Source organism: Streptomyces sp. bgisy159, from assembly GCF_057707805.1.
This window is the reverse complement of sequence record NZ_JBYIQX010000010.1, coordinates 184393-209495: the sequence shown is the minus strand read 5'-3', so window position 1 is coordinate 209495 and position 25103 is coordinate 184393. Positions and strand designations below refer to the sequence as shown.

Below are 25103 nucleotides of genomic sequence, written 5' to 3'. Positions count from 1 at the left end.
GGCCGCACCGGAGGGCTCACCCGCACCACTCGGCCACGACCGCCGACGGACAGGCCCGGGTGCCCCGCACGACGCGGGCACCGGGGTCGTCCTCGGCGGAGCGGCCCCGACCGCCGGCGAGCCTGTCGCACCGTCGACGGCCGTGCCCGAGACGCCCCGCGCGTCGGACGCTGCGCGCCGTCGATGCCTACGGCATGGGGCTCGCCCGCGAACTACTGGCGAACAGGCAGTGTTCCGGTGCTGCGCTGTTCCCCGGTCGCGAGGAGCAGCAGTCCAGTGGATGCCGGGCACAGGCTGGGCGAACTGCGGGTGGGAGAGGGCCGTCCGGGCGGAGTCGGCTCCGGCGGATAGTGTGAGGCAACGCGTCAAGTCGGTTGTGGGCGTGCGGGACGTCCGGTCGGCGTCTTCGGGGACCGTGCCCGTTCGTCGATGGCGCCCGGAGGATCTTGCCGCCGTGACTCTTTCCGTCCGACGGCATACGGGCACCACCTGGACAGTCGTAGGAGCAGTGATGTGCCTTGCCGGAGCTGTGCTCCACGTGATGCCCGGTCGTGGCTTCCCCGTACCGGAGCCCTGGTGCTGATGCTCCGGCAGTGGATTGGCCTTGCCGTGTTCTCTGCCACGCTGTTGCCCGTCGGCGTCGCCCTGCTCACCGACCGTGTACCCCAGCGGCTGCGCCCTCGCCTGGAACCGATGCGCGCCCGCGGCCTGGCACTTCTCGCCCTTTACGCCGCTGCGCCACTCAACACCGTTCCGCGCCTGGCCGACGCCTCGCCCCTGATCACCCTGGCCGCCACGGGCCTGGAGGCGGTGGCGGCCCTCGCGGGATGCATCGTGGTGATCGTCGCCGCCCAGCGGACCAGGGTCCCCCGGTGACCGGCCGTGCACGCCTGGTGCGGCAGGCCTGGTCCCTCACAGCCTGGTGGCTGCTGCTGACCCTGGCGCTGTGGCTCCTCGGCCACGCCGTCGGCCAGGTCTCTTCCCCCACGGCATGTGCCGCCTCCTCGGCCTTCCTGGTCGGCATGGGGGAGATCGGCGACTGGCTGCGACGACGCTGGGCAGCTCACCGCGGACAGTCAGGGACCGCTGCTCAACGGTCCCGTGCCACTCGGGTGCGGGAGTGAACCGGTGCTCTCTCGTTGGTGGTACGCCCTGAGCAGTGCCGCGTGCCTGCTGGGCTTCCTCGTCGCCGCGACCACGGGTGCCTGGGCCGATGAGCACGAGGTCGGCCGGCTGTCTTCCGGCTGCGTCGCCGTGGGAGGCGTCCTGCTGGGCGTCGGACTGGTCATGGCCGGGCGGGCCCTTCTGCCTGGCCGGCTGCGGCGGGCGATGTTCCGGGTGCCCCCGCCCGAAGGACGGCACCGACGACCAGGGCCGCCGCGCTGAGGGGAATCGTGTCCCCGGCCCAGGGCATCATCGGTCTCCTCTCGGGTGCGAAGGACCGCCCGCAGGCCGGGCACATCGTGACGGCCGCCGAACTGCTGCCGCTGCCGGCCGAGTTGTGCGCAGAGGCGCGGGGCGGGTCGGCGGGCGGCGCCCTGCCGCTTCGGCGGCGCACCGCTCTCGCGGCGCGTTAGTCTCGACGCTCGTGAAGCGACGACGGCAGAAGAAGCTGACGAGGCGTCTTGTCGCCGCGGCGACGTTCGACGACCCCGGCGCGCTCGACGCGCTGCTGCGGTCCGGCGCCGACCCGGCCGCACCGGACACCGACGGCCGCACCCCGCTCTACGCGGCCTCCGTCTGCGGCCACGCGGACGCCGTCCGGCGGCTGCTGGAGGCCGGCGCGCCGCCCGACGCGGAGAGCGGCGGGCTCGGTTCCGAGGGCACCCCCCTGTGTGCCGCGGCCTGCTGGGGGCACACCGAGACGGTCCGTGCCCTCCTCGACCACGGTGCCGATCCCGCGCTGCGCGAGGACGGCGGCACCGGCCGCACGCCGCTGGAGTGGGCCCGCACCGGCCCGTACCAGGACACCGTCGAGGTGCTGCTCGCGGCCGGTGCCGAAACCTGACGGCGGCGGAGCCGGGAGCCGAAGGGCGCGCCGAGCCGGGGGTCGCCCGCTCGGCGCGCCGTCGCGTCACACCGGTTCGCCCGCCTTCGGCAGTGGCGGGGACAGCGCCTTCTCCGCCCGTTCCGCCCTGCGGCGCATGCGGCGGCTGCGCCGGGACTCCTGGTCCGGCAGCCAGCCGAAGGCCAGACAGCTGCCGGTGATCCCGAGGAGCAGGCCGATGAGGAAGCCGCCCAGGTTGGAGGTCACCCAGGTGCCCAGGGAGACCATCACCCCGACGATGGAGTAGAACAGGCGCTGGGACGGGTTGAAGAGGATCAGCAGCCCGAGCACCGCCATCAGGGCGGGCAGGAGGTAGCCCGCGAGCCCCTGGATGCCGATGTGCAGCATGACCGAGAGCGGCGCCTTCATGGTCAGCAGGATCTCCCCGCCGGCCAGGGCGAGCAGCAGCCCGCCCAGGAAGGGCCGCCGCCCGCGCCACTGCCGGAAGCGCAGCCTCACTGCGGGCAGCCCTTGCCCCCGAACCGCATGTGCAGGTCGGGAAGCTTGAACACGGCCGCTGTGGCACCGTAGTTGTGCTGGTACAGGTCGGTGATGACGACCTTGTCCGCCTGCTGGCCGTAGACGCCGGGCAGGCCCCGGGTGTCGACCTTGTCGAAGGTGCTGGCGTCCCGGCCGATCTCGATGTTGTTGAAGGCGGCGTTGCCGGTGATGTCGTCGGAGTCGATGGCGAGGTTCTCCACGCTCACCTTGGTGCCCTTGTCCCCTGCGGTGAGGACGAGCTGGATGCCGCCGAGGTCGACGCTCTGGCACAGGTTGGTGAGCTTGCCGTTCTTCACCACCGAGGTGACGACCAGGACCTGGCCGCCCGTGTCGCCCTCGTTGGGGCTGTTCTCGATCATGTGGTCCAGCGAGCCGAACTGGGCGAAGCCGTCGCCCTCCAGCTTGTCGGCGGTGACCACGAACGGCATGCCGGAGATCGCGAACTGCACGCCCAGGGCTCCCTGGGCCGTCATGATCGCGAGTCCCGCGGCGACCGCGGTGGCGGGCACCGCCATGACGGCGGCCCGGCGCAGCCGGACCCGGCCGCGTCTCTCTTCGGATCCGTTCACCGGATCCCCGTTCGCGGGGGTGTTGTCGGCGGACGACGTGACGTCCGAGGACGAGGCCATGTCTGCTCCCAGGGGCATAGTCATGCGAGGTGGGCTTCAGTGGCGCGTTGTCCTGGCGCGGACAGCGGATGCCGCGCACGACTCCTCGCGACCTCCCGGTCGCCGCAAGGGCTTTCTCGTTACGCGGCAGTAGCCAATTCGGAAGTTACCGATGGTTACAGCGAAGGGTCAAGGGAGGTGTGGAAAAACGGTGTCCGTCGTGTGGTGCCGCTGCGGCGCACCCTGCGCGGAACTCCTGCATATATCTGCACCGACCTCGCGGACACGACCAACTTGCGTCGCAGACCTTGACGTTGACTGTTCATCAGGTCTACAACTTGCCTGGCTCGGCCCGGATCCGTGGCGCCGGATCCGTCGCGCGGCGGCAATGCCCGCGCGCCTCCCGGACCCCATCCATCACCACGGGCGTGTCCGCCCCTTCCGCCCGGTCCGGCCGCAGGCGATCCCCCACCAGTGACCTCGGCCGGTCCCGGCCGTCCGCCGTCGCCGGCCCGTTACGTACGGAGAAGGCGTCACGGGCCGGCGACGGCCGGCACCGCCCCGCGGTGACAGCCCGCACAGCACCCCCGTGCCACCCCCAAGTGCCACCCCCCACACCCCAGGGCGTACGTCCCTCACCTCCGTACGTGCCAGCACTCCCCACAGAAATGAGGCACCCCCATGCGCGCTCGCTCGCTCCTCGCCGTCGCCGGTACCGTCGCCGCGCTCGCGATCCCGGCGATCACCCCGGCCTCCGCCGCCGACAACGTGCTCACCACCGGCTCCGCCGGCGGTGACGCGGTCGCGGTCGGCGACGTCCTCACCGCGTCCCTGGCCACCGGCAGCAACGCCACCCTCTACTCCAGCCCGACCGGCACCAGCGGAGTCACCTGCGGGACCTCCGGGTTCACCGCCACCGTCACAGACAACCCCGCCGCCCCCGGCGCCGCCACCGAGTCGCTCACCGCGCACAGCTTCGGCAACTGCGCCTCCAACGTCTTCGGCGTGCTCGGCGTCAACGGCATCACCGTCAACAACCTGCCCTACACCGCCACCGCGGGCTCCGACGGCACCCTCACCGTGACCCCGGCCGACGGCTCCACCATCCGTACCACGGTCGTGCTGCGCACCCTGCTGGGCACCGTCACCTGCGTCTACCAGGCGCCCAGCCTGACCGGTGCCACCGGCAACGCCGACAACAGCATCACCTTCACCAGCCAGGAGTTCACCAAGGTCTCCGGCTCCTCCCTCTGCTTCGCCAACGGGTACTTCACCGCGAAGTACGCCCCGGTGAACTCGGGCGGCGCGGCGGTCTTCGTGAACTGACCGGTACCACCCCCCTATAACGGACGGCGCGGCGCCATGCCCGGGTGCCGTTCCGCCTCGCCCGCGTGCCGTTCCGCCATGCCGGGGTGCCGTTCCGCCGCGCCCGCGTGCCGATCCGCCATGCCCGCGCGTCGTCCGTCCCCACCGTCGCGTCCACGCCACCGCGCCCCGGACCGCAGTCGGGGCGAAGCGGGCATTCGCGGTCGACCCGCCGCCACCGAGGGGGTGTTTCCGGCCTGATCAAGGGTTTCCCCTGTATCCCGGCGACCGTCCCGTTGCCTATCGTTCCTGCACAGCTGACCCGCAGGTAACCCCTGAGACGGCCGGCTGACCGCATGGCCGGCCAACGCGCTGCTCCTCGATTCACCCCCCGCCGCTTCGACGACGAAGCGAATCGACCGCTGCTCCGTCCTGCCCGGAGCAGGCCATGAAAGGCATGGTTTTGCGCACCCCACCCCACATCCGACGGAAGCTGATATCCGTCGCCGCGGTCTCCGCGGCCCTGCTCACCGCCACGACGACCGCCTCGGCCGCCGCGGCCCAGGACCCCGCTCCCCAGCCGGCCGCCGTCCCCGCGGCACAGGCCGAGGCCGCCCCCGGTATCCCCGCCGAGCGCCTCATCGTCGGCTACAAGTCCGGTGCGGAAGAGGCCACTTCGAACCAGGCCGCCGAGGCGGACGCCGCAGCCAAGGGCAAGAAGGCCGGCGAGAAGGCCGACTTCCAGCGCCGCCTCGGCACCGGCGCCGCCCTCGTCGGCCTCGCCGACGACGCCAGCACCTCGGACGTCGCCGGCGTGGTCGCCCAGTACAAGGCCGACCCGAGCGTCGCCTACGTCGTGCCGGACCGCCTCAACCGACCCATGGCCACCACGCCGAACGACACCGAGTACGCCAAGCAGTGGGACCTGTTCGAGGACACCGCCGGCATGCGCGTACCTGGCGCCTGGGACGTCGCCACCGGCTCCGGCGTCACCGTCGCCGTGATCGACACCGGCTACGTCGCCCACTCCGACCTCGCCGCGAACATCGTCGCCGGCTACGACTTCATCGGTGACACCAGCGTGTCCGTCGACGGCAACGGCCGCGACAGCGACCCGTCCGACCCGGGCGACTGGTACAACGCGGGCGACTGCGGCGCGGGCGTCCCGGCCTCCAACTCCTCCTGGCACGGCACCCACGTGGCCGGAACCATCGCCGCCGTCACCAACAACGGCAAGGGCGTCGCGGGCATCGCCTACGGCGCGAAGATCTCCCCGGTGCGCGTCCTCGGCAAGTGCGGCGGCTACGACTCCGACATCATCGACGCCATCACCTGGGCGTCCGGCGGCTCCGTCTCCGGCGTGCCCGCCAACGGCAACGTGGCCAAGGTCATCAACATGAGCCTGGGCGGCGACGGCGCCTGCACCTCCGCCACCCAGAACGCCATCAACGCGGCCGTGAACCGGGGCACCACCGTCGTCGTGGCCGCGGGCAACGAGAACGACAACGTGGCGAACCACTCGCCGGGCAACTGCAACAACGTCATCTCGGTGGCCGCGACCAACCGCACCGGCGCCAAGGCGTCCTACTCCAACTACGGCTCCCTGGTGGACATCTCGGCGCCCGGCGGCCAGACCAGCACCGGCACCGCCAACGGCATCCTGTCCACGCTGAACTCCGGCAGCCGGACACCGTCCACCGAGTCGTACGCCTACTACCAGGGCACCAGCATGGCCACCCCGCACATCGCGGGCCTGGTCGCGCTGATGAAGTCGGCGAACCCGGCGCTGACCCCGGCGCAGGTCGAGTCCGCCATCAAGACCAATGCCCGTCCGCTGCCCGGCAGCTGCTCCGGTGGCTGCGGCGCCGGCCTCGCCGACGCGGCCAGGACGGTACAGGCGGTGAGCGGCTCGGGCGGCTCGACGGGCAGCACCACCTTCACCAGCACCTCGGCCGTCGCCATCCCGGACGCGGGCTCGGCCGTCGAGTCCCCGATCACCGTCAGCGGCGTCGGCGGCAACGCCCCGGCCACCCTCCAGGTCGGTGTGAACATCACCCACACCTACCGCGGCGACCTGGTCGTCGACCTGATCGCGCCGGACGGAACGGCCTACCGGCTGAAGTCCTCCAACTCCTCGGACTCCGCGGACAACGTCAACACCACCTACACGGTGAACGCCTCCGGCGAAGCCGCCGACGGCACCTGGAAGCTGCGGGTGCGGGACGTCTACGCGCAGGACACGGGCACGCTCAACAGCTGGAAGCTGACCTTCTGACCAGGGCGCTCATGACCTGAGGGCCCCGATGGACGGGCGGGCCGGCCGGTGTGGATGGACACCGGCCGGCCCGCCTTTCGCGCCGTCAGGACGCTGCCAGGTCCGTGCGCTCCGAAGTGGCCAGGACCCGGGCGCCCCGGTCGGCCCGGGCGTCCAGGCCGGGCAGCAGACCGGGCACCGCGATGCTGGGCAGGATGTGCGCCCACATCACCGCCAGCCGCTCCGCGAGATCGGCCCGGCCGGACACCGCACGGGCCATCAGCTGAATCCCGGTGAACGACCCCACCAGCAGCTCGACCGTCTCGCTCGGCTTCACCGTCGGCAGCAACTCCCCGCGCTCACGCGCCGTCTCCAGCAGGGGGACCAGCCGCTGCGCCCACTGCCGGAAGGGCGCGCCGTGGTCCACGCCGGTCGGAGTCTCCTGGTCCACCGCGAGCCGTACGCCGCCCCGCAGCAGGGAGTTGGTCAGCAGCCGCTCACCGACCACGAACGTGATGTCGATGATCTCCTGAAGTCTGCACGGCTGGGGCGGCACGGCCCCGAAGGGCACCTGCGCCTCCAGTACCGCCTGTGCGAGCGATTCCTTGGAACTGAAGTGGAAGTAGAGGGCGCCCTTGGTGACTTCCGCCCGCTCCAGGACCATGGCGATGGTGGTGGAGGTGTAGCCGTGCTCGTCGAAGACCGCGCCGGCCGCTTCCAGGATCGCCCTGCGCGTTCTGATCGCGCGCTCCTGTTTCGCCATAAGAGCCCTTTCACGGCGCCGAGTCGGCCTGGTCCCGCGATCGCATGCGGGTTCGGGCCGATCATAGGATGCCGTTGACTGATCTCATTGAAAACAAACCGGTCGCCTCGTACTGTAGCGCTCGGCGGAGCGGACGCCTGGCCGTCTGCCGTGGCCTCCGGGGGACCGTAGGGAGAGACATGACTCGACCGCGGCAGCTTGCCGACAGCCCGCCCATGACGGCGGCCGTTCCCCGTCAACTCGTCCATCGGGCGGCCGTCGCGGAGACCCTGCCCACCGGCTGGCGGCGGACCGGGCCGGACCGGTTCACGGTATCCGCGCAGTGGCCCCGCGCGCACGGGTTACACGTGTCGCCGGACTGGTCGGCGTACGACCCGCTCCTGGTGGTGGAGACGATCCGGCAGAGCGGCACGCTGATCTCCCACACCGAGTACGACGTGCCGCTGGACCACCACTTCGTCCTCCAGGAGTTCCAGGTCAGCACCGTACCGGGGGAGTTGGCGGTCGGGCCGCTGCCGGCCGAGCCCGAAGTCGACCTGGTCTTCACCGACGTCCAGTACCGCGGCCGGCGCCCGGCCGGCGCCCGCTACACGGCGCACGTGCGGCGCGACGGCGTTCAGGTCGCCACCGCGGACGTCGCGTTCACCTGCGTGAGCCCGGCCGTCTACGGGCGGCTTCGCGGCGGTCGTACCCCGGACGGGGTGACCGCCGTACCGGTGCCGCCCGGACTGGATCCGGGCGCCGTGGACCGCGCGCTGCCCACGGACGTCGTGCTGGCGCCACCCGACCCCTCGGGCCGCTGGCAGCTCCGCGTACATACCGCACACCCCGTTTTCTTCGACCATCCCCTCGACCACGTCCCCGGCATGCTCCTGCTGGAGGCGGCCCGCCAAGCGGCCTTGTGCGCCACCGCCGAAGACCGCTCCCCGGCCGTGTATCAGGCGCTCTTCCATCGCTACGCCGAGCTGGACGAACCCGTGTTGATCGAGGCGAAGGCCGGGGGCGACGGCGAGGTCGAAGTCATCGGCAGCCAGGGCGAGTCGACGGTCTTCGAGTGCCGCGTCGGGACCGTCGGGACGTGAGCTATGGTGGGCAGGGGGTAAGAAACAAACGGCATGACCCGTTCTTTACTGGCCCAGGAGAGTTCACTCGATGGCGAGGCAATTACGCGCCGAGCAGACCCGCGCGACGATCATCAGGGCCGCGGCCGACCTGTTCGACCGGCGCGGCTACGAGTCGACCAGTCTGAGTGACATCGTCGAGCACGCCCAAGTGACCAAGGGGGCGCTGTACTTCCACTTCGCGGCCAAGGAGGACCTGGCTCACGCGATCATGGAACTGCAGTCCCAGGCCTCACGCCGGGTCGCCGGCGAGATCGACGACCGGGGCTACTCGTCGCTCGAAGCGCTGATGCGGCTCACGTTCGGCATCACGCGGCTGTCCGTCGAGGGCCCCATCGCCCGCGCGGGACTGCGACTGGCCACGGGGGGCGTGCCGATACGCCCGCCGCTGCGCCATCCCTTCACCGAGTGGCTGGAGTTGATCTCCCGGGGGCTGGCGGGCGCGGTCCGCGAGGCCGACGTCCACCCCGACGTCGACGTCGACGCCGTCGCCCACTCCCTCGTCTGCTTCTTCGTCGGCACCCGGGTCGTCGGCCGCTCCCGCGAACCGGCGACCCGACTTCCGCGCCGCATGGCGGAGATGTGGTACGTCCTGATCAGAGGGCTGGTACCGGTGACCCGCCGGCCCCGCTACCTGAGCCTGGCGAACCGTCTGGAGCGGGAGATCATGGTGGGGGCCCGGGTCTAGGACGCCGGTCCGGGGGAGTGGTCTCAGGTCCAGGGGAGGGGCCGCCGGTCCGGGGGAGTGGTCGCCGACCCCGGCAAGGCGTTCCGGCTGATTCACGCGATGGTGTGATCATGTGCGGCCCGCCGGATGGCGGTACCGGGGCATGGGTAGTGCCCGGCCATGACGCAGCCGTTTCACCTCCCGCACTTCTACATGCCGTATCCCGCGCGGCTCAATCCACATGTCGACGCGGCCCGCGCCCACTCCACCCGGTGGGCGCGCGAGATGGGCATGCTGGAGGGTTCCGGGATCTGGGAGCAGGCCGACCTCGAGGCGCACGACTACGGGCTGCTGTGCGCGTACACCCACCCCGACTGCGACGCGGACGCCCTGTCCCTGATCACCGACTGGTACGTGTGGGTCTTCTTCTTCGACGACCACTTCCTGGACATGTACAAGCGCACGCAGGACCGTGCCGCCGGAAAGGCCCACCTGGACCGGCTTCCGCTCTTCATGCCGCAGGATCCCGCGACCCCGGTGCCGGAACCGGAGAACCCCGTGGAGAAGGGCCTGGCCGACCTGTGGGCGCGCACCGTACCGGCGATGTCCGCCGACTGGCGGCGCCGCTTCGCCGTCGCCACCGAACACCTGCTCAACGAGTCGATGTGGGAGCTGTCCAACATCAACGAGGGGCGGATCGCCAACCCCGTCGAGTACATCGAGATGCGCCGCAAGGTGGGCGGTGCCCCCTGGTCGGCCGGACTCGTGGAGTACGCCACCGCCGAAGTGCCACCGTCCGTCGCGGGATCCCGGCCGCTGCGGGTGCTGATGGAGACCTTCTCCGACGCGGTGCACCTGCGCAACGACCTGTTCTCCTACCAGCGCGAGGTCCAGGACGAGGGCGAGAACAGCAACGGCGTGCTCGTCCTGGAGACGTTCTTCGGCTGCACCACGCAGGAGGCCGCCGACACCGTCAACGACGTCCTGACCTCCCGCCTGCACCAGTTCGAGCACACCGCGCTGACCGAGGTGCCCGCCCTCGCCGTGGACCAGGGGCTGCGCCCCGACGAGGTCGCCGCCGTGGCCGCCTACACCAAGGGGCTGCAGGACTGGCAGTCCGGCGGCCACGAGTGGCACCTGCGCTCCAGCCGCTACATGAACGAGGGCGCGCGCACCGCCGCCCCCTGGGAGAGGCTCACCGGCACCGGCACCTCGGCCGCCGACGTCGGCGCGCTGCTCGCATCGGCCGTCGCCCCGGGGGCACCTCCCACGTCCTCCCGGCAGTGGGGGAGGCTGCGGGCCTACAGCCACGTGCCGTTCCAGAAGGTCGGCCCGTCGGTCGTGCCCGACCTCTACATGCCGTTCCAGGTGCAGCTCTGCCCCCACCTGGACGGCGCCCGGGGGCGGCTCGTCGACTGGACCCGCCGGATGGGCATGCTGTCGGAGGGCGTCTGGGACGAGGACCGGCTCGCCGCCTCCGACCTCGCCCTGTGCTCGGCCGGCCTCGACCCCGACGCCACACCGGAGCAGCTCGATCTCAGCGCCGCCTGGCTGGCCTGGGGCACCTACGGCGACGACTACTACCCCCTGGTCTTCGGACACCGCCGCGACCTGGCCGCCGCCCGCCTGACCACGGCCCGGCTGTCGGCATGCATGCCCCTCGACGGGGAGCGGGGGGCCGTCCCCGCCAACGGCATGGAGCGCGGCCTGACCGACCTGTGGGCGCGCACCACGGCGGACATGACCCCCGAGCAGCGGCGCGTGGTCAAGGACGCGGTGAACGTCATGACGGAGGCCTGGACCTGGGAGCTGTCCAACCAGCTGCAGAACCGGGTCCCCGACCCGGTCGACTACCTGGAGATGCGCCGCGCCACCTTCGGCTCCGACCTCACCCTCGGCCTGTGCCGCATGGGCCACGGCCCGGCCGTGCCGCCGGAGGTCTACCGCAGCGGCCCCGTCCGCTCGATGGAGAACGCGGCCATGGACTACGCCTGCCTCCTCAACGACGTGTTCTCGTACCAGAAGGAGATCGAGTACGAGGGTGAGATCCACAACTCGATCCTCGTCGTGCAGAACTTCTTCGGCATCGACTACCCGACCGCGCTGCCCATCGTCCACGACCTGATGACCCAGCGCATGCGGCAGTTCGAGCATGTCGTCACCCACGAACTGCCCGTCCTCCAGGACGACCTCGACCTGTCGGAGGAGGCCCGTACGGCCCTGGGCGTCTACGTCGACGACCTGCGGAACTGGATGGCCGGCATCCTCAACTGGCACCGTGCGGTGGACCGTTACAAGCCCGAGTTCCTCGCCCGCCGGGTTCACGGTTTCCTCCCGGACCGGCCGCCGGCCCTTCCGGTCACGGTCGGCTGACCCGCCGGACCGCGTACTCCGCGGCGGCCCGCGCCGTCGCCCGGACGACCGGGCGCGGGCGCGCGCCGTCGCCGTACAGCTCGGACGGCGGGGGACCTCGGTGCCGTGCAGCCCGGACTGGCGGGGCGCGCTCTGGTGCCGTACAGCTCTGTTCCTGGGGGCCTCGGGTGCCTGGCGGGGGCGTCGGCCGTACGGGTGGGAGGGGCGGTGGGGGCGGGCGCCGGGCCGGGTGCGTGCCCTTGCCGGATGGCTCGTCGCGGGGCCTGCCTCGTCCGACGGGCGGTCAGTCTCACTCGTTCGTGTCTCGTCGGCCGCCGGTGCGCGGGGTAGAGCACCAGCCGGAGGCGATCCCCATGGAACAGACTGCGTTGCGTCCCAAGCCCATGCCCGGTCAGGAAGCCGGTGGCGACGGCGGGGGCGGGAGCGGGGGTGCGGGCAAGGGCGGAACGGGCGGCCGGCCCGGCGGCCCGGCCCGCCGTCCGCAGGCCCGGCGGCGCGGCCGCCGACTGCTCACCCTGCTGTTCGGCCTGCTCGCCGGTGCCGTCCTGGTCCTGGCGGGCGTCGGCCTCGGCACCGTGGGTGCCACCGTCATCGGCATGAGCAAGCTCGCGGAGCTGCAGCGCGAGGCCGCCGCACAGGGAGCGGCCGGGACGCACGGCCGCGCCGGCCCCGGGGACGCCCCGTCCCCCTCCGCCGAGCCGTCCCCCGCGCCTGCCGCGCCGACGCTGGGCGTCGAGGTCGTGGACGCCGAGAAGGCGGGCGCGAAGGTCGTGGCCGTCCATGTGCCCGGCCCCGGCTACACGGCCGGCCTGGTGCGCGGCGACGTACTGCTGTGGTTCGGCGGCACACGCGTGGAGTCGGCCGCGGACCTCGTCCGAGCGGTGCGCGCCGCCCGGCCCGGCACGGCGCACAAGGTGACGGTGCGGCATCGCAGCGGCGGCTACCAGCAGTTGGCGATCGTGCCGGGAATCGTCACCTGAGTCCGCGGTCGGATCAGCCCACCGTGCGGAAGTGGGTGGTGAGCCGTCGCCGGTCGTCCAGTACGTGGAAGGCCGGCCCCACGCGGTAGGGCGCCCTGCTGTCGTGGTCGCCCGGACACGTCAGCACCGGGAAGGGGGCGCCGCCGTCGGCGAGGCCCAGGAGGCGGGCGGCCTCCTCGTACTCCGCCTCCGTGCCGTGGTCCGCCGATGTCGCCGGTGACCAGCAGGGCGTCCACCGCGCGCGGCAGCCTCACAGCCGGTCGCGCACCCGTTCGGCCCGCTCGGTGGCCCGCGCGGTTCCGTCCAGGCGCGGATCGCTGATGTGGGCGATGACGAGCACGGTGACCGCCTCCCCCTTCCGCAACGCGTCTGAGGTTCGCAGCGCATCCGGCCATCAGATTCCGGAAGTGATCAACGGTCCGGCCGTCAGCCCGGCGACCGGGCGGCCCCGGCGTGGTCCTCCGGCCCGGCCGGAGCCGCGAACCGGCTCGCGCCACCCCCGCCGTAGGGGCAGGATGCTGCCCGTGGTCACACGCGAACTGGGAGGCCCGGATGACCGGCAGCACGCGCGCCCTCTTCACCGCCGACGACTACCGGGCCCGGATGGAGCGGGCCGCGCACGCCGCCGCCGACGCCGGACTCGCCGGACTGCTCGTCGCCCCGGGCCCCGACCTGGTGTGGCTCACCGGCTACACCCCGACCGCGATCACCGAACGGCTCACCCTGCTCGTCCTCGCACCCGGCCGGGACCCCGCCCTCGTCGTCCCCGCCCTGGAGGCACCCGACGCCGAAGCGGCCCCCGGCGCGCCCGCGCTGACCCTGCGGGACTGGACCGACGGCACCGACCCCTACGCCGTCACCGCCGACATCCTCGCCGCCGACGCCGCGAGCAGCCGGTACGGCATCAGCGACAACACCTGGGCCCTGCACCTGCTCGCCCTCCAAACCACCCTGCCCGGCACCTCCTACGCCGCGCTCACCGAGGCGCTTCCCATGCTGCGCGCCGTCAAGGACGCGGCCGAGCTGGAGCTGATGGCCGCCGCCGCGGCAGCCGCCGACGCCGCGTTCGAGGAGATCCGGGGGCTGCCCTTCGCCGGCCGCCGGGAGTCCGAGGTCGGCGCGGACCTCGCCCGACTGCTGCGCGAGCACGGGCACGAGCAGGTCGACTTCACCATCGTCGGCTCGGGCCCCAACGGCGCCAACCCGCACCACGAGATGGGCGACCGGCTCATCGAGCGCGGCGACATGGTCGTCCTGGACTTCGGTGGCCTCAAGGACGGCTACGGCTCCGACACCACCCGCACCGTCCACGTCGGCGAACCCACCGACGAGGAACGCCGGGTCCACGACGTCGTCCGCGCGGCCCAGGAGGCGGGCTTTTGTGCCGTACGGCCGGGCGCCGCCTGCCAGGACGTCGACCGCGCCGCCCGCGAGGTCATCACCGACGCCGGGTACGGGCCGTACTTCATCCACCGCACCGGGCACGGCATCGGCGTCACCACCCACGAGCCGCCGTACATGATCGAGGGCGAGGAACAGCCGCTCGTACCCGGCATGTGCTTCTCCGTGGAGCCCGGCGTCTATCTGCCCGGCCGCTTCGGGGTGCGCATCGAGGACATCGTCACCGTCACCCGGGACGGCCGCCGGCGCCTCAACGCCACCACGCGCGAGATGGTCATAGTTGACTGAGAGGCGACCAGGAGCAGCACCCATCGGCCCATCGACGACAACGGCGCGATCCATGACCCAGGCACCGACACCGACACCCACCGCGGACACCGTCCGCAGGCTGGTCCGCACCCTCCTCAAGGAGGACCCGCGGGGCGGCGGACCCGACGTGCGCCCCGTCACCGAGGGCGGCTCCACCACCTGGTGGGTCGGCGCCCGCCACGTGCTACGGCTCGCCGCCGACCGCGACGCCGCGGCCCACCAGCGCCGCGAACTGCGCCTACGCGACCTCGTCCGCCCGCACCTGCCGCTCGCCGTGCCGGCCTGCGTCGCGCACGGCGAGTGGTCACCCGGCCTGACCTGCAGCCTCGACACCCGGATCCCCGGCGGGACCGCCGAGGACCACGACGTGTCCGCCGCCGGCGAGGGCGACCTCGCCGGCCTGTTCACCGGGCTGCGCGAGGTGCCCGTCCGGCAGGCCGAGGCGCTCGGCGTTCCCCGGGCCGCCCCGCGCTCCCTGGAGGCGCTGCGCCGTATGGCGGTGGCCGCCGCGGCGCGCCTCGCCGCCGCCGACGAGTTCGACGCCGCCCGGCTGCACCAGCTCACCCCGCTCGGCGCCACCCAGCTCGCCGCCCAGCCCGGCACCGCCGTCCTGGTCCACCACCGGCTCGCCGCCGGGCACCTCGTGGTCGGCGGCGACGGCCGGGTGCGCGGGGTCCTCGACTGGCGCGGGGCCGTCCTCGGCGATCCCGCCGAGGACATCGCCGGCCTCGCCCGCGCCGTCGGTTCCCCCACCGCCGTACGCGCCGCGACCCTCGCCGGCTACGCCGCCCGCCCCTGCCTGCGCGGCCTGTGGCTGGCCCGCTGCGACACGGTGATCCGTCTCGCCGACCGCCTCGCCGGCCACGGCACCGAACCCCCGCCCGCGCTGCGCACCGAACTCGCGCACGCCTGGGAGGCGATCCTGCTGGAACGGGTCACGGAGCTCCGGGAGGGCGACGGCACCTGAGCCGACCGCCCTGACCTGGCCCGCCCTGACCTGGCCCGCCCTGTCGTCGGGGTGTCGCGGTCACTCCTGCTCCAGCACCACGCACGCCTCACCGGGCAGATGCAGCAGCCCGTCCCGGCCGGGCGCCCGCACCGGCTCCCACGCCGCGAGGATCCGCGCCGGCCGGGGCCCCAGGGGGATCGCCGTCGGCTCCCCGGCGAGGTTGACCGCCACCCGTACGTCACCGCGCCGGAAGGCGAGCCAGCGGGCCTCCTCGTCGTAGGCGACCCGCAGGTCGGCGAGGTCGGGGTCCATCAGGTCGGGGTGCTCCCGGCGCAGGGCGATCAGCCGGCGGTACCACGCGAGCACGCGCGCGTGGGGCTCGCGTTCCGGCTCGGACCAGTCCAGGCAGGAGCGCTCGCGGGTCGCCGGGTCCTGCGGGTCGGGCACCTCGTCCTCGGCCCACCCGTGCGCGGCGAACTCCCGGCGCCTGCCCCGCCGTACCGCCTCCGCGAGGTCCGGGTCGGTGTGGTCGGTGAAGAACTGCCAGGGTGTGCTCGCCGCCCACTCCTCGCCCATGAAGAGCATCGGCGTGAACGGTGCCGTGAGCACCAGCGCCGCCGCGCAGGCCAGCAGCCCGGGGGACAGGGACGCCGACAGGCGGTCGCCCTGGGCACGGTTGCCGACCTGGTCGTGGGTCTGGCTGTAGCCGAGCAGCCGGTGCCCGGCCACCCGGGACCGGTCCAGGGGCCGGCCGTGGTGGCGCCCCCGGAAGCTGGAGTACGTGCCGTCGTGGAAGTACCCCCCGGTGAGGGTCTTGGCGACGGCCCGCAGCGGAGCCCGCCCGAAGTCGGCGTAGTAGCCCTGCGCCTCGCCCGTCAGGGCGGTGTGCAGCGCGTGGTGGAAGTCGTCGTTCCACTGCGCGTGCAGGCCCAGGCCGTGCTCCTGGCGCGGGGTGATGACCCGGGGGTCGTTCAGGTCGGACTCGGCGATCAGGAACAGCGGCCGGTCCGTCTCGGCCGCCAAGGAGTCCACGGCGGCCGACAGCTCCTCCAGGAATTGGTACGCGCGCGTGTCCTTCAGCGCGTGCACCGCGTCCAGCCGCAGCCCGTCCAACCGGTAGTCCCGCAGCCACGCCAGCGCGCTACCGATCATGAACGCGCGCACCTCGTCCGAGCCGGGCGCGTCCAGGTTGACCGCGGCACCCCACGGCGTGTGGTGGGTGTCGGTGAAGTACGGCCCGAAGACCGGCAGGTAGTTCCCCGACGGCCCGAGGTGGTTGTGCACGACGTCCAGCACCACCCCGAGCCCCAGCTCGTGCGCCCGGTCCACGAACCGCTTCAGTGCCGGCGGACCCCCGTACGGCTCGTGCACCGCCCACAGCGACACCCCCTCGTACCCCCACCCGTGACGCCCCGGGAAAGGGCACAGCGGCATCAACTCCACGTGGGTGACGCCGAGTTCGACGAGATGCTCCAGCCGCCCGGCGGCCGCGTCCAGCGTGCCCTGCGGGGTGTACGTCCCCACGTGCAGCTCGTACAGCACCGCGCCCCGCAGCGGGCGCCCGGCCCACTCGGCGCGCCACTCGTACGCCCCCTGGTCGACCACGGCGCTCAGCCCGTCCGGCCCGTCCGGCTGCCGCCGCGAGCGCGGGTCCGGGCGCACCGGCCCGTCGTCCACGGCGAACCCGTACCGCGACCCGTCACCCGCCTCGGCCTCCGCGACCCACCACCCCCGACGCTCCGCGTCCCGCTCCATCACCCGGGTGACCCCGTCGCACTCCAGCGTCACCCGATCGGCCTGCGGTGCCCACACCTCGAACTGCACGGACGGTTCCCCTTCGTCTGCTCACCGTGACGTAGCCCGTCCCATCCTCCGCCAAACGAGATCTTTCCGCCGGGGAACGCTCCGGGTCACCGGCGGATGTCGGAACACGCGCGCGGGACGGCCGACGAGACTTGGTGATCATTTGGCCGGCGGCCCGTGGCCTCCCGCCACGCACCTGCCATACGTTCTAGCGGCGTATCACTCATGTCAGGCACCTCAGGGGGAACCGTGCCCATCGAGCACACCGTCACCACGCGACCTGCCCGAAGCGACGAACGTCCGGCACCGCCGGCCCGGTCCGGCGGCGCCGCCGCGGCCGGCTGGATCCTCACCGTCGCGCTCAACGTCGTCGCTCCGATCCTCACGTACAACATGCTCCGCGATCACGGCTGGAGCGAGTTCGCGGCGCTGCTGGCGGGCGGTGTCTGGCCGGTGCTCGACAGCGTCGTCCACGTCGTCTGGCGGCGCCGGCTCGACGAGTTCGCCGTCGTGACCCTGGTCTTCCTGGTGATCACCGCCGTGGTGTCCCTCGTGGGCGCCCACTCCGCCCGGGCCCTGCTGGTCAAGGACTCCGCCGTCACGGGCCTGTTCGGCCTGCTGTGCCTGGCGACCCTCCTGGCCCCGCGCCCGCTGATGTTCTACTTCGGCCGCAAGTTCGCGACCGACGGCACCGCCGCGTCCACCGCCTGGTGGAACGGCCTGTGGGAGTTCGAGGGATTCCGCGCCACCATCCGCACCATGACGACCGTGTGGGGCGTCGCCTACTGCCTGGAGGCCCTGGCCCGCGTCGCCCTGGCCTACACCCTGAGCACCGACACCATGGTGATCCTCAGTCCCTTCCTCATCTACGGCACCCTCGCCGCCCTCGCCACCTGGACCGCCCTCTACGGCAAGCGCGCCCGCCGCAAGGGCGAGGAACGAGCGGCAGCGGCAGCGGCCGCGGAAGCGCGGACCGGAGGCCTGTGACACGGTCACCCCGCCGCACGGCGCCGCGGTGAGGCCGGGCGGAAGGCGGACGGCAGGACCGGCCCTCGCCCCGCGGCGCGGGCCCGGCACCGGCCGTTTCCCCGTCTTCTGGACACCCGCCGGGCCCCTGACCGACAATCACCAGCGTGACGTCGTCTTTCGAGTTCAACACGTACCCCGCGCGGCTGTCCGACGGGGAGCGCGACAAAGCGCTGAAGGTGCTCAGGGACGGCGTCGCCATGGGTCGGCTGTCGCACGACACGTTCATCCGGCGCATGGAGCTGGCGCTCGTCGCCCGGCGCTCCGACGAACTCGCCGCGCTCACCGCCGACCTGCCTCAGGAGAACCGCCTGGCCCGGGCGGTGTTCGGTACGGTCGAGGCCGTCTCCGGCTTCACCGTACGGCTGCGCAACGCCTGGCGGGCCGAACGCCTGCCCAAGCTGTTGCTGCCGCACCCGGGCGCCGCGCACCCGCTGCGCATCGGGCGCGACCCCGTCAACGGGCTGCGGCTGAGCCACGAGACCGTCTCCCGGGTGCACGCCGAACTCAGCCTGCAGGGCGGGCTGTGGGTGCTGCGCGACCTCGGATCGACCAACGGCACGACCGTCAACGGCCGCCGGGTCGTCGGCGCCGCCGTCGTCCGCGAGGGTGACCAGGTGGCCTTCGGGCGGATGGCCTTCAGGCTGTCGGCGAACTGACGGCGTCGCGCGCCCGCCCCGCCCCGAGCGGCGAGGTGGCCGAAAAACAACTCTGCCGCGTGGCCGACAAACCTGTTCCGCGGTGTTGACGTACCCGCGTTCCATGACCCACTGTGATGACCCGCTGTGCGCGCGCCGCGACACCAGGTGAGCCACAGGCAATACCGGCACCGCACTTGGGAGGTGTGTTCTGCCGCCCCTCCCGCGCTATCCCACCGTCGACGAGCTCACCGCGCGGGCCGTCGCGCTCGCCGCCCGTCACCCCCGCCGCGCCCGGCTGCGCCGTGTCGGCGCGTCCCGCGCGGGCACGCCGTTGTGGCTGCTTTCCGTCGGTCACGGAGACCGCCACGCGCTGGTCGTCGCCGGGCCGCACGCCAACGAGCCGGTCGGCGGGGCCACCGCCCTGCGGCTGGCCGAGCGCGCCCTGGCCGACCCCCGGCTGACCGAGGGCGCCGACGCCACCTGGCACCTGCTGCTCTGCCTCGACCCCGACGGACTGCGCCGCAACGAGGGCTGGCTGTCCGGGCCGTACCGCCTCGACCGCTACTTCCGGCACTTCTTCCGGCCGGGCTTCCTGGAGCAGCCGGAGTGGCTGCCCGACGGCCCGGACGGGGCCACCTTGCCGGAGACCCGGGCACTGCTCGCCGTCCAGGACGAACTGAAACCTTTCTTCCAGTGCTCGCTGCACGGCGTCGACATCGGCGGCGGCTTCGTCGAACTGACCCGCGACCTGCCCGGCCTGGCCCGCCGGGTCGCCCACACCGCCGCCCGGCTCGGCGTGCCGCGCGAACTCGGCCCCTACGACGCCCTGTACTGGCCGCCCCTCGGCCCCGCGGTCCACCTGGTCCCACCGCCGCGCCGGGGCGGCCTGGCCGCCGCGATCACCGAGGCGGCCGTCGACTCCACCTGGTTCCACCCGCGGCGGCACGGCACGGTCACCGCGATCGTCGAGGCGCCCATGTGGGGCGTGGCCGCCGTGCAGGACGGCTCGCCGCCCGACGACCGGGACGCCGTCCTGCGCGCCGTCAGCGCCACCCTGCGCCGGGACACCCGGCTCCTGTCGAGCGTCCTGGACCGGATCCGCCCGCGGCTCACCGGCGTCCCCGGCGCTGACCACCTGCTCGCCCCCGTCGACGACCACATGCTGGTCTGCCCCGGCCTCGCCGACTCCTGGGACCCCGCCACCGCCGATCCCGAGCGCCCACTGCCGCGGCTCACCACGGCCCACCTGACGGCCCTGTGGATCTCCGGCCGCCGCCTGGCCGCCCGTACGGCGGGACTGCTGCACCAGCTCGTCACCGCGAGCGGCGCCGACCCGGCCGCCGTCCTGCCCGAGCTGGACCGGCTGATCGACGCCCGGTGCGCCGACCTCCGGGACGGCTGCCGGGCCCGCTGGATCCCGGTCGCCCGCCAGGCCGAGTACCAGGCGCGGGTCGTGCTCGCCGCGTTCGACCTGGCGCTGCGGAGCACTCCGCCCGGCGACGCGCGTTCGGGTGAGCCGGACTGGGGTGCGCGGCCCGTCGTGCCGATGCACCGGGAATGACGCACACCACCCACCGCGGACCGCGCACCCTCGTGACGACCGTGCTGCGCCGCGCCCTCCCCGCCACCGCCGTCGTCCTGCTGACGGCCGCCCCGGCGCACGCCCGCGCCACCGCCGACGCCGGCCTGCTGGACGACTGGCTCCAGCTCTCCGTCACCAAGGGCACCCCCCGTTCCAGCGACATCCGGGGCACGCTGCTGCTGTGCGACCCGCCCCAGGGCCACTCGCGCGCCACGGAGGCGTGCGCGCAGCTCACCGAGGCGGAGGGCGACCTGAGCGCCCTGCGCCCCGACGAGGACGCCGTCTGCGCCCTCGTCTACGCCCCCGTCACCGTGCGCGCGGAGGGCAGCTGGCACGGCCGGCCGGTGCGCTACGAGGAGACCTTCGCGAACACCTGCCGGATGGCGGCGACGACCGGGGCGGTGTTCGCCCTGGACGGGTGACGTCCACGCGGGCGGCCCCGGGCCGGGACCGTGAGCGGCCGGCCGGGCGGTCTCCACGGCCCTGCCCCGGTCGCGGCCGTACACCGGCCACGGGCGCCGCCGATCCACGTGGCCCGCTCGGCCGTCGGGCGCAGGCCCCCGCGTGCGCGGACGCCGCGACCGTCGCCGGTCGCGGGGCCCGCCGTTCCCGTCGCGGCCGAGCGGCGCCCGCCCGGCGGGTGCCGCGCCGACGAGGCGCCGGCCCCGCCTCGACGACGGCCGACCGCGGGGCGCGTCAGCGTTCGGCCGGGGCGTTGGGCAGCGCACGGGCGTGCAGCGCCGTCGACACGACCGTGCGGGCCTGATGCTCGATCTGGTGCTCCAGGGGGACCCAGCGGGCGTGGAAGCGTTCCGCGAAGGCGTCGCTCCAGGCGCCGACCAGCTCCTCCAGCCGCGGCGCGGCGTCGTCGCCGTGCTCGCGCAGGACGCGCAGCAGCATGGCGGCCGACCGCAGCGGCAGCCGGCGCCCGAAGGCGTCCACGCTGCCGACGTACGCCATCGTCGTGTCCGCCGGCGGCATCCGGATCCAGTCCTCGGCCAGCCCCGGCACCAGCTCCAGGGACCAGCGCGCGGCCCGCAGCAGCGGCCCCTCGGCGTGCTCCAGGCGGGGCAGCGCCTCCGTGAGGACGCGCCGCACCTCCCGGCCGTCCCGCAGCAGCCGGTGCGCCAGACGGCGGATCGCCGCCGCCGGGGCCGGGTGCGGCGCGGGGTCGTCCACCAGGTCGCTCGCCCACATCGGCACCTCGACGACGGCGGTCAGACCGCCGTGGCGGTGCACGTGGTACCAGGTGCTGTGGCGGGCGTCGTCCGGCATGCTCGGGTACGCCGCACCCGACCCCGGGCCGGGCATCACCCGCACCCCGGGACCGCTGGCCGGCCACCCCGCCGCGTCGGAGGCGCCGGTCTCCACCGGAATGCGCAGTTCCGCCGCGGACTTGGCGAACGGCTCCGCGAGACCCGGCACGTCCCTCGTCAACTGCACCCAGCTGCCGCCCAGTTCGGTGCCGTGCAGGCTGACCTGGAGGTAGGGCCGCAGCTGGTCGATGACCCGGGTCAGGGCGCGGGTCTCCGGCGGCAGGCGGTCCGGGGGGAGCAGGGCCGGCGACCACTCCGGCTGCTCGGGGCCGGCCGGCCGGTAGAAGCCGAGGTGGTACTCCAGCAGGCTGCGCGGCGCGGGTGTGACGTGCAGGCTCGCGCCGTCCGGGTCCGCGCACAGCAGGAAGTGCCAGGACACGCCGTCCCGCAACACCCGCTCGCGCAGCACCCGCCCGGCCACCGCGAGCAGGGTGGCCCCGCCGGTCGGCTCGTTGGGGTGGGCCCCGGCGACGACCAGTACGGCGCGCCGGGTGTGTCCCACGGACAGCAGGTGCAGCGGCCGGCCCGCTCGGGACCGGCCCACCTCCCGCAGCGTGCACAGACCGGGTCGCTGCGCTGCCAGCGCCCGGGCGGCGGAGGTCAGCTCGGCCACCGTGGGGTAGCGCGGTTCAGGCACCGCTCTCACCCCCGTCACTCATCCTGCCCGGATTAGCTCTCCGCAGTACCCCACGCGGACCGACCCCTGTCAAGGACACGAGACCCGGCCTCCGGGGCGCCTCGAAGCGCGCGCCGGGAGGCCGCCGGCGGCGGTCGACCGGGGCGGTGCTCCTGCGCCCCCGGCACGACGACGGCACCCTCCCGTGCCCGGGACACGATGACCGAGTTCCCCGGCCGACCCCCGGGGCGCGAGCAGCCCCCGCGCCCCTCGCGCCCCGGCCCGGTCACCCGGCGTCGGCGCGCTCCAGCAGCGCCACGGGCAGGCGCTCGAAGAGCTCCGCCACGCGCGCGTGGCCCGTGAAGACCCGCTCCGGGAACAGCACGTCCGCCCACCGCCCCGGCGGAAGCGGCAGGACGGTGTCCCGCCAGCCGCCGGCCTGGGCGAGGCGCAGGGACAGGCGGGTGACCGCGGTGACCACCGAGCCGGAGCGGGCGAAGGCCAGGCAGTGGTCCGCCGCCGGGCCCTCGGCGGTCAGCGGCGCGTACGTCGCCGCCGTCCCGAAGACCTCCGGCCGCCGCCGGCGCAGCCGCAGCGCGGCGGCCGTCACCGCGGCCTTGGCCTCCCCCGGCTCCGTCCGCGCCTCCACCCCGGAGACGGCGGCTTCGGAAGGGGCCGTACCGAAGGCGCCTTCCCCGGCAACGGCCGCCGCCGGGAAGGCCACCGGACGCCGGTTGTCCGGGTCGACCAGCGCACGGTACTCGCGCTCGGTGCCCTGGTACACGTCCGGCACCCCCGGCATGGTCAGCTGCACCAGCGCGGTGCCGAGGACGTTGGCCCGGATGTGCGCGTCCAGCTCGGCACGCAGCGCGGCCACACGCTCGCCGGGCACTCCGCACGGCCCCGCCGTGACGAACGCGGCCACCGCGTCCTCGTAGGGCGGCTCCTGCTCGGTCCAGCTGGTGTACAGCCCGGCCTCGCGCACATGCTTCAGCAGCGCCTGCCCGACCCGGTCCGGTGCCGCAGGGCCCAGTCCGAACACCGTCTGCCAGGCCGCCCACGCCAGCTGCCCGTCCGGCGCCACGTCGTCCGGCCGCGTCACCTCGGCCAGGAGCTCCGCCCACCGCCCCGGGCACTCGGTGAGCACCGACAGGGCGGCCCGCACGTCGGCGCTGCGCTTGGTGTCGTGGGTGGAGGCCACGGTGCCCGTGTCCGGCCAGTCGCGCTGCACGCGCGCGCAGTACGCGTGGAAGGCGTCCGGGGAGACGGCGGGTGCGCCGGGGTCGCCGCCGACCTCGTTCGCCGACAGCAGCGGCACGTACCGGTAGAACGCCGTGTCCTCCAGGGACTTCGCGCGCAGCGCCGACGCGGTCTGGGCGAACCGCGCGCAGACCTCCCGGCGCTCCGGCCCGTCCCCGCCGCGCCGCCCGGTCACCAGGTCCCGCACGACGTCGACCGCGCCCGCTTCCTCCGGCACCACGAAGGCTTCCCGGGCCTCCTCGGCGGCCTCCTCGGTGACGACGGTGGCCGCGTCGCCCGAGGTGTACGGCCGGTACACCTCCAGCCGGACCAGCAGTTCCTCCAGGGCGGTGCGCAGCGCCCAGGGCGCCCGGTCGCGCAGGGACGGGTCGGGGGACGCGGCGCACACGCGGACCACCGCCCGGGTGAGCCGGTCCAGCTCGGTGGCCAGCTCGTGCCGCAGGACCGCGTACGCCGCCCGCCGGGCCGTCGTCGCCCAGTCGCCGCCCCGGTCGGTCTGCGGGGCCGCGAAGCGCCGGTAGTGGCCCAGCAGGTCCTCGGCGCCCGCCGGGTCTGCGAACAGCCCGTCGACGCGGCGCAGCGCGTCGTAGCCGGTGGTGCCGGCGACCGGCCAGGAGGGCGGCAGGTGCTCGTGGTCGGAGAGGATCTTCTCCACGACCGTCCAGCGGCCCCCGGTCGCCCGGTGCAGCCGGGCCAGGTAGGCGTCGGGGTCGGCGAGGCCGTCGGGGTGGTCGACGCGCAGCCCGTCGAACACGCCCTCCTTCAGCAGCCGCAGGATCGTGCCGTGGGTGGCCTCGAAGACCTCCGGGTCCTCCACCCGGACCCCGATCAGCTCCGAGATGCTGAAGAAGCGCCGGTAGTTCAGTTCCGTGCGGGCCAGCCGCCACCACACCGGCCGGTACCACTGGGCGTCCAGCAGCCGCGGCAGGGGCAGGTCCCCGGTGCCCTCGCGCAGCGGCAGCTCATGGTCGTAGTAGCGCAGCACCTTCCCGTCGACCGTCAGCCGTCCGATCTCGTCGCCGAGCGGACCGCCGAGCAGCGGCAGCAGCACCTGCCCGCCCTGCGCCTCCCAGTCGATGTCGAACCACCGGGCGTAGGGGGACTTGGGGCCCTCCCGCAGCACCTCCCACAGGGCGTGGTTGTGGCGTGGCGCCATCGCCATGTGGTTCGGCACGATGTCCACCACGAGTCCGAGGCCGTGCTCGCGCGTGACCCGCGCCAGCTCCCGCAGGCCGGCCTCGCCCCCGAGTTCCTCGCGCACGCGCGCGGGGTCGACGACGTCATACCCGTGCACGGACCCGGGGACCGCCTCCAGGACGGGGGACAGGTGCAGGTGGGAGACCCCGAGCGAGGCGAGGTACGGCACGGCGGCGGCCGCCGCGGCGAAGGGGAACGCGGGCTGCAGCTGGAGCCGGTAGGTGGCGGTGGGCGGGGCGGGGACGGGCAGCGCAGAGGTCATGTGGACGTACGTACCCGCCCCCGGCGGCCGGGGTGCACCCGAGCGCGCAAAGGCACACGACAAGCGGTGCCGTCGGCCTGCCCGCCCTGGCGGAGAACGCTCCCGGACGGGGAAGCTCCCGG

At 73.8% G+C, this 25103-nt stretch carries 23 protein-coding genes and 1 pseudogene; 17 read left to right on the top strand and 7 right to left on the bottom strand.

The window, feature by feature from the left end:
* The first annotated feature begins 609 nt into the window (after positions 1–609).
* Genes AC3ET3_RS13305 through AC3ET3_RS13285 form a run of 5 tightly spaced genes read left to right on the top strand, consistent with a single transcriptional unit; the run spans position 610 to position 2008 of the window.
* A complete protein-coding gene (locus AC3ET3_RS13305; RefSeq protein WP_435612172.1) occupies positions 610–876 on the top strand; it encodes a hypothetical protein in 267 nt (88 codons plus the stop codon).
* Positions 873–1124, top strand: a complete 252-nt coding sequence (locus AC3ET3_RS13300; protein ID WP_432135809.1) for a hypothetical protein — start codon at positions 873–875, stop codon at positions 1122–1124. The genes AC3ET3_RS13305 and AC3ET3_RS13300 overlap by 4 nt, the downstream gene beginning before the upstream one ends.
* A gap of 4 nt (positions 1125–1128) precedes the next feature.
* The gene (locus tag AC3ET3_RS13295) at positions 1129–1386 is read left to right on the top strand and encodes a hypothetical protein (protein WP_432135808.1); all 258 of its coding nucleotides are present in this window, start codon (positions 1129–1131) and stop codon (positions 1384–1386) included.
* A gap of 8 nt (positions 1387–1394) precedes the next feature.
* Entirely contained in the window at positions 1395–1577 is a 183-nt protein-coding gene (locus tag AC3ET3_RS13290; protein ID WP_432135807.1) for a hypothetical protein, read from the top strand.
* Positions 1578–1588: 11 nt separating this feature from the next.
* The gene (locus tag AC3ET3_RS13285) at positions 1589–2008 is read left to right on the top strand and encodes an ankyrin repeat domain-containing protein (protein ID WP_432135806.1); all 420 of its coding nucleotides are present in this window, start codon (positions 1589–1591) and stop codon (positions 2006–2008) included.
* Between the two features lie 66 nt (positions 2009–2074).
* Here AC3ET3_RS13285 and AC3ET3_RS13280 read toward each other — a convergent pair whose 3' ends face one another.
* The gene (locus AC3ET3_RS13280; RefSeq protein WP_432135925.1) at positions 2075–2515 is read right to left on the bottom strand and encodes a DUF6114 domain-containing protein; all 441 of its coding nucleotides are present in this window, start codon (positions 2513–2515) and stop codon (positions 2075–2077) included.
* Positions 2503–3177, bottom strand: coding sequence for a DUF6230 family protein (locus AC3ET3_RS13275; RefSeq protein ID WP_432135805.1), 675 nt, complete (start codon positions 3175–3177; stop codon positions 2503–2505). The genes AC3ET3_RS13280 and AC3ET3_RS13275 overlap by 13 nt, the downstream gene beginning before the upstream one ends.
* A 660-nt stretch (positions 3178–3837) precedes the next feature.
* Between AC3ET3_RS13275 and AC3ET3_RS13270 the strand changes: the two genes are divergently transcribed.
* Positions 3838–4482 carry a Tat pathway signal sequence domain protein gene (locus AC3ET3_RS13270; RefSeq protein WP_432135804.1) on the top strand — a complete coding sequence of 215 codons (645 nt, stop codon included), beginning with the start codon at positions 3838–3840 and terminating at the stop codon, positions 4480–4482.
* Positions 4483–4909: 427 nt separating this feature from the next.
* The gene (locus tag AC3ET3_RS13265; protein ID WP_432135803.1) at positions 4910–6736 is read left to right on the top strand and encodes a S8 family peptidase; all 1827 of its coding nucleotides are present in this window, start codon (positions 4910–4912) and stop codon (positions 6734–6736) included.
* An 85-nt stretch (positions 6737–6821) separates the two neighbouring features.
* On the opposite strand, the gene AC3ET3_RS13260 is transcribed toward AC3ET3_RS13265, so the two are convergent.
* Positions 6822–7478 carry a ScbR family autoregulator-binding transcription factor gene (locus AC3ET3_RS13260; protein ID WP_432135802.1) on the bottom strand — a complete coding sequence of 219 codons (657 nt, stop codon included), beginning with the start codon at positions 7476–7478 and terminating at the stop codon, positions 6822–6824.
* Between the two features lie 179 nt (positions 7479–7657).
* Here AC3ET3_RS13260 and AC3ET3_RS13255 point away from each other — a divergent pair, with 179 nt between their 5' ends.
* From AC3ET3_RS13255 to AC3ET3_RS13240, 4 genes are all read left to right on the top strand, one after another.
* Positions 7658–8560: a ScbA/BarX family gamma-butyrolactone biosynthesis protein gene (locus AC3ET3_RS13255; protein WP_432135801.1), complete on the top strand. Its 903-nt coding sequence runs from the start codon at positions 7658–7660 to the stop codon at positions 8558–8560.
* Positions 8561–8630: 70 nt separating this feature from the next.
* The gene (locus AC3ET3_RS13250) at positions 8631–9287 is read left to right on the top strand and encodes a ScbR family autoregulator-binding transcription factor (protein WP_432135800.1); all 657 of its coding nucleotides are present in this window, start codon (positions 8631–8633) and stop codon (positions 9285–9287) included.
* Positions 9288–9446: 159 nt separating this feature from the next.
* Complete coding sequence (gene cyc2, locus AC3ET3_RS13245; protein ID WP_432135799.1) at positions 9447–11639, top strand: germacradienol/geosmin synthase Cyc2; 2193 nt, start codon at positions 9447–9449, stop codon at positions 11637–11639.
* A gap of 353 nt (positions 11640–11992) precedes the next feature.
* The gene (locus tag AC3ET3_RS13240; RefSeq protein ID WP_432135798.1) at positions 11993–12619 is read left to right on the top strand and encodes a PDZ domain-containing protein; all 627 of its coding nucleotides are present in this window, start codon (positions 11993–11995) and stop codon (positions 12617–12619) included.
* An 82-nt stretch (positions 12620–12701) separates the two neighbouring features.
* On the opposite strand, the pseudogene AC3ET3_RS13235 reads toward AC3ET3_RS13240, so the two are convergent.
* A pseudogene (locus tag AC3ET3_RS13235) lies at positions 12702–12959 on the bottom strand (metallophosphoesterase); the annotation flags it as partial.
* 212 nt (positions 12960–13171) lie between these two features.
* Between AC3ET3_RS13235 and AC3ET3_RS13230 the strand changes: the two are divergent.
* A complete protein-coding gene (locus AC3ET3_RS13230; protein ID WP_432156293.1) occupies positions 13172–14308 on the top strand; it encodes a M24 family metallopeptidase in 1137 nt (378 codons plus the stop codon).
* A 52-nt stretch (positions 14309–14360) separates the two neighbouring features.
* On the top strand, positions 14361–15296 hold the full coding sequence (locus tag AC3ET3_RS13225) for a phosphotransferase family protein (protein WP_435612171.1): 936 nt from the start codon (positions 14361–14363) through the stop codon (positions 15294–15296).
* A gap of 60 nt (positions 15297–15356) precedes the next feature.
* Here AC3ET3_RS13225 and treZ read toward each other — a convergent pair whose 3' ends face one another.
* Positions 15357–17102, bottom strand: a complete 1746-nt coding sequence (gene treZ, locus AC3ET3_RS13220) for a malto-oligosyltrehalose trehalohydrolase (protein WP_435612170.1) — start codon at positions 17100–17102, stop codon at positions 15357–15359.
* 228 nt (positions 17103–17330) lie between these two features.
* Here treZ and AC3ET3_RS13215 point away from each other — a divergent pair, with 228 nt between their 5' ends.
* From AC3ET3_RS13215 to AC3ET3_RS13200, 4 genes are all read left to right on the top strand, one after another.
* The gene (locus tag AC3ET3_RS13215) at positions 17331–18068 is read left to right on the top strand and encodes a VC0807 family protein (RefSeq protein ID WP_432135794.1); all 738 of its coding nucleotides are present in this window, start codon (positions 17331–17333) and stop codon (positions 18066–18068) included.
* Positions 18069–18214: 146 nt separating this feature from the next.
* Complete coding sequence (locus tag AC3ET3_RS13210; protein ID WP_435612169.1) at positions 18215–18766, top strand: FHA domain-containing protein; 552 nt, start codon at positions 18215–18217, stop codon at positions 18764–18766.
* A 190-nt stretch (positions 18767–18956) separates the two neighbouring features.
* Positions 18957–20309, top strand: a complete 1353-nt coding sequence (locus tag AC3ET3_RS13205) for a M14 family zinc carboxypeptidase (protein WP_432135924.1) — start codon at positions 18957–18959, stop codon at positions 20307–20309.
* On the top strand, positions 20306–20752 hold the full coding sequence (locus tag AC3ET3_RS13200; protein WP_435612168.1) for an SSI family serine proteinase inhibitor: 447 nt from the start codon (positions 20306–20308) through the stop codon (positions 20750–20752). Before AC3ET3_RS13205 ends, AC3ET3_RS13200 begins: the two co-directional genes overlap by 4 nt.
* Before the next feature lie 274 nt (positions 20753–21026).
* On the opposite strand, the gene AC3ET3_RS13195 is transcribed toward AC3ET3_RS13200, so the two are convergent.
* Both AC3ET3_RS13195 and treY read right to left on the bottom strand, forming a co-directional pair.
* The gene (locus AC3ET3_RS13195) at positions 21027–22292 is read right to left on the bottom strand and encodes a M14 family zinc carboxypeptidase (RefSeq protein ID WP_432135791.1); all 1266 of its coding nucleotides are present in this window, start codon (positions 22290–22292) and stop codon (positions 21027–21029) included.
* A gap of 256 nt (positions 22293–22548) precedes the next feature.
* Positions 22549–24981 (bottom strand): malto-oligosyltrehalose synthase, encoded by a 2433-nt coding sequence (gene treY / locus AC3ET3_RS13190; protein WP_432135790.1) that lies wholly within the window; start codon positions 24979–24981, stop codon positions 22549–22551.
* Positions 24982–25103: the final 122 nt, after the last annotated feature.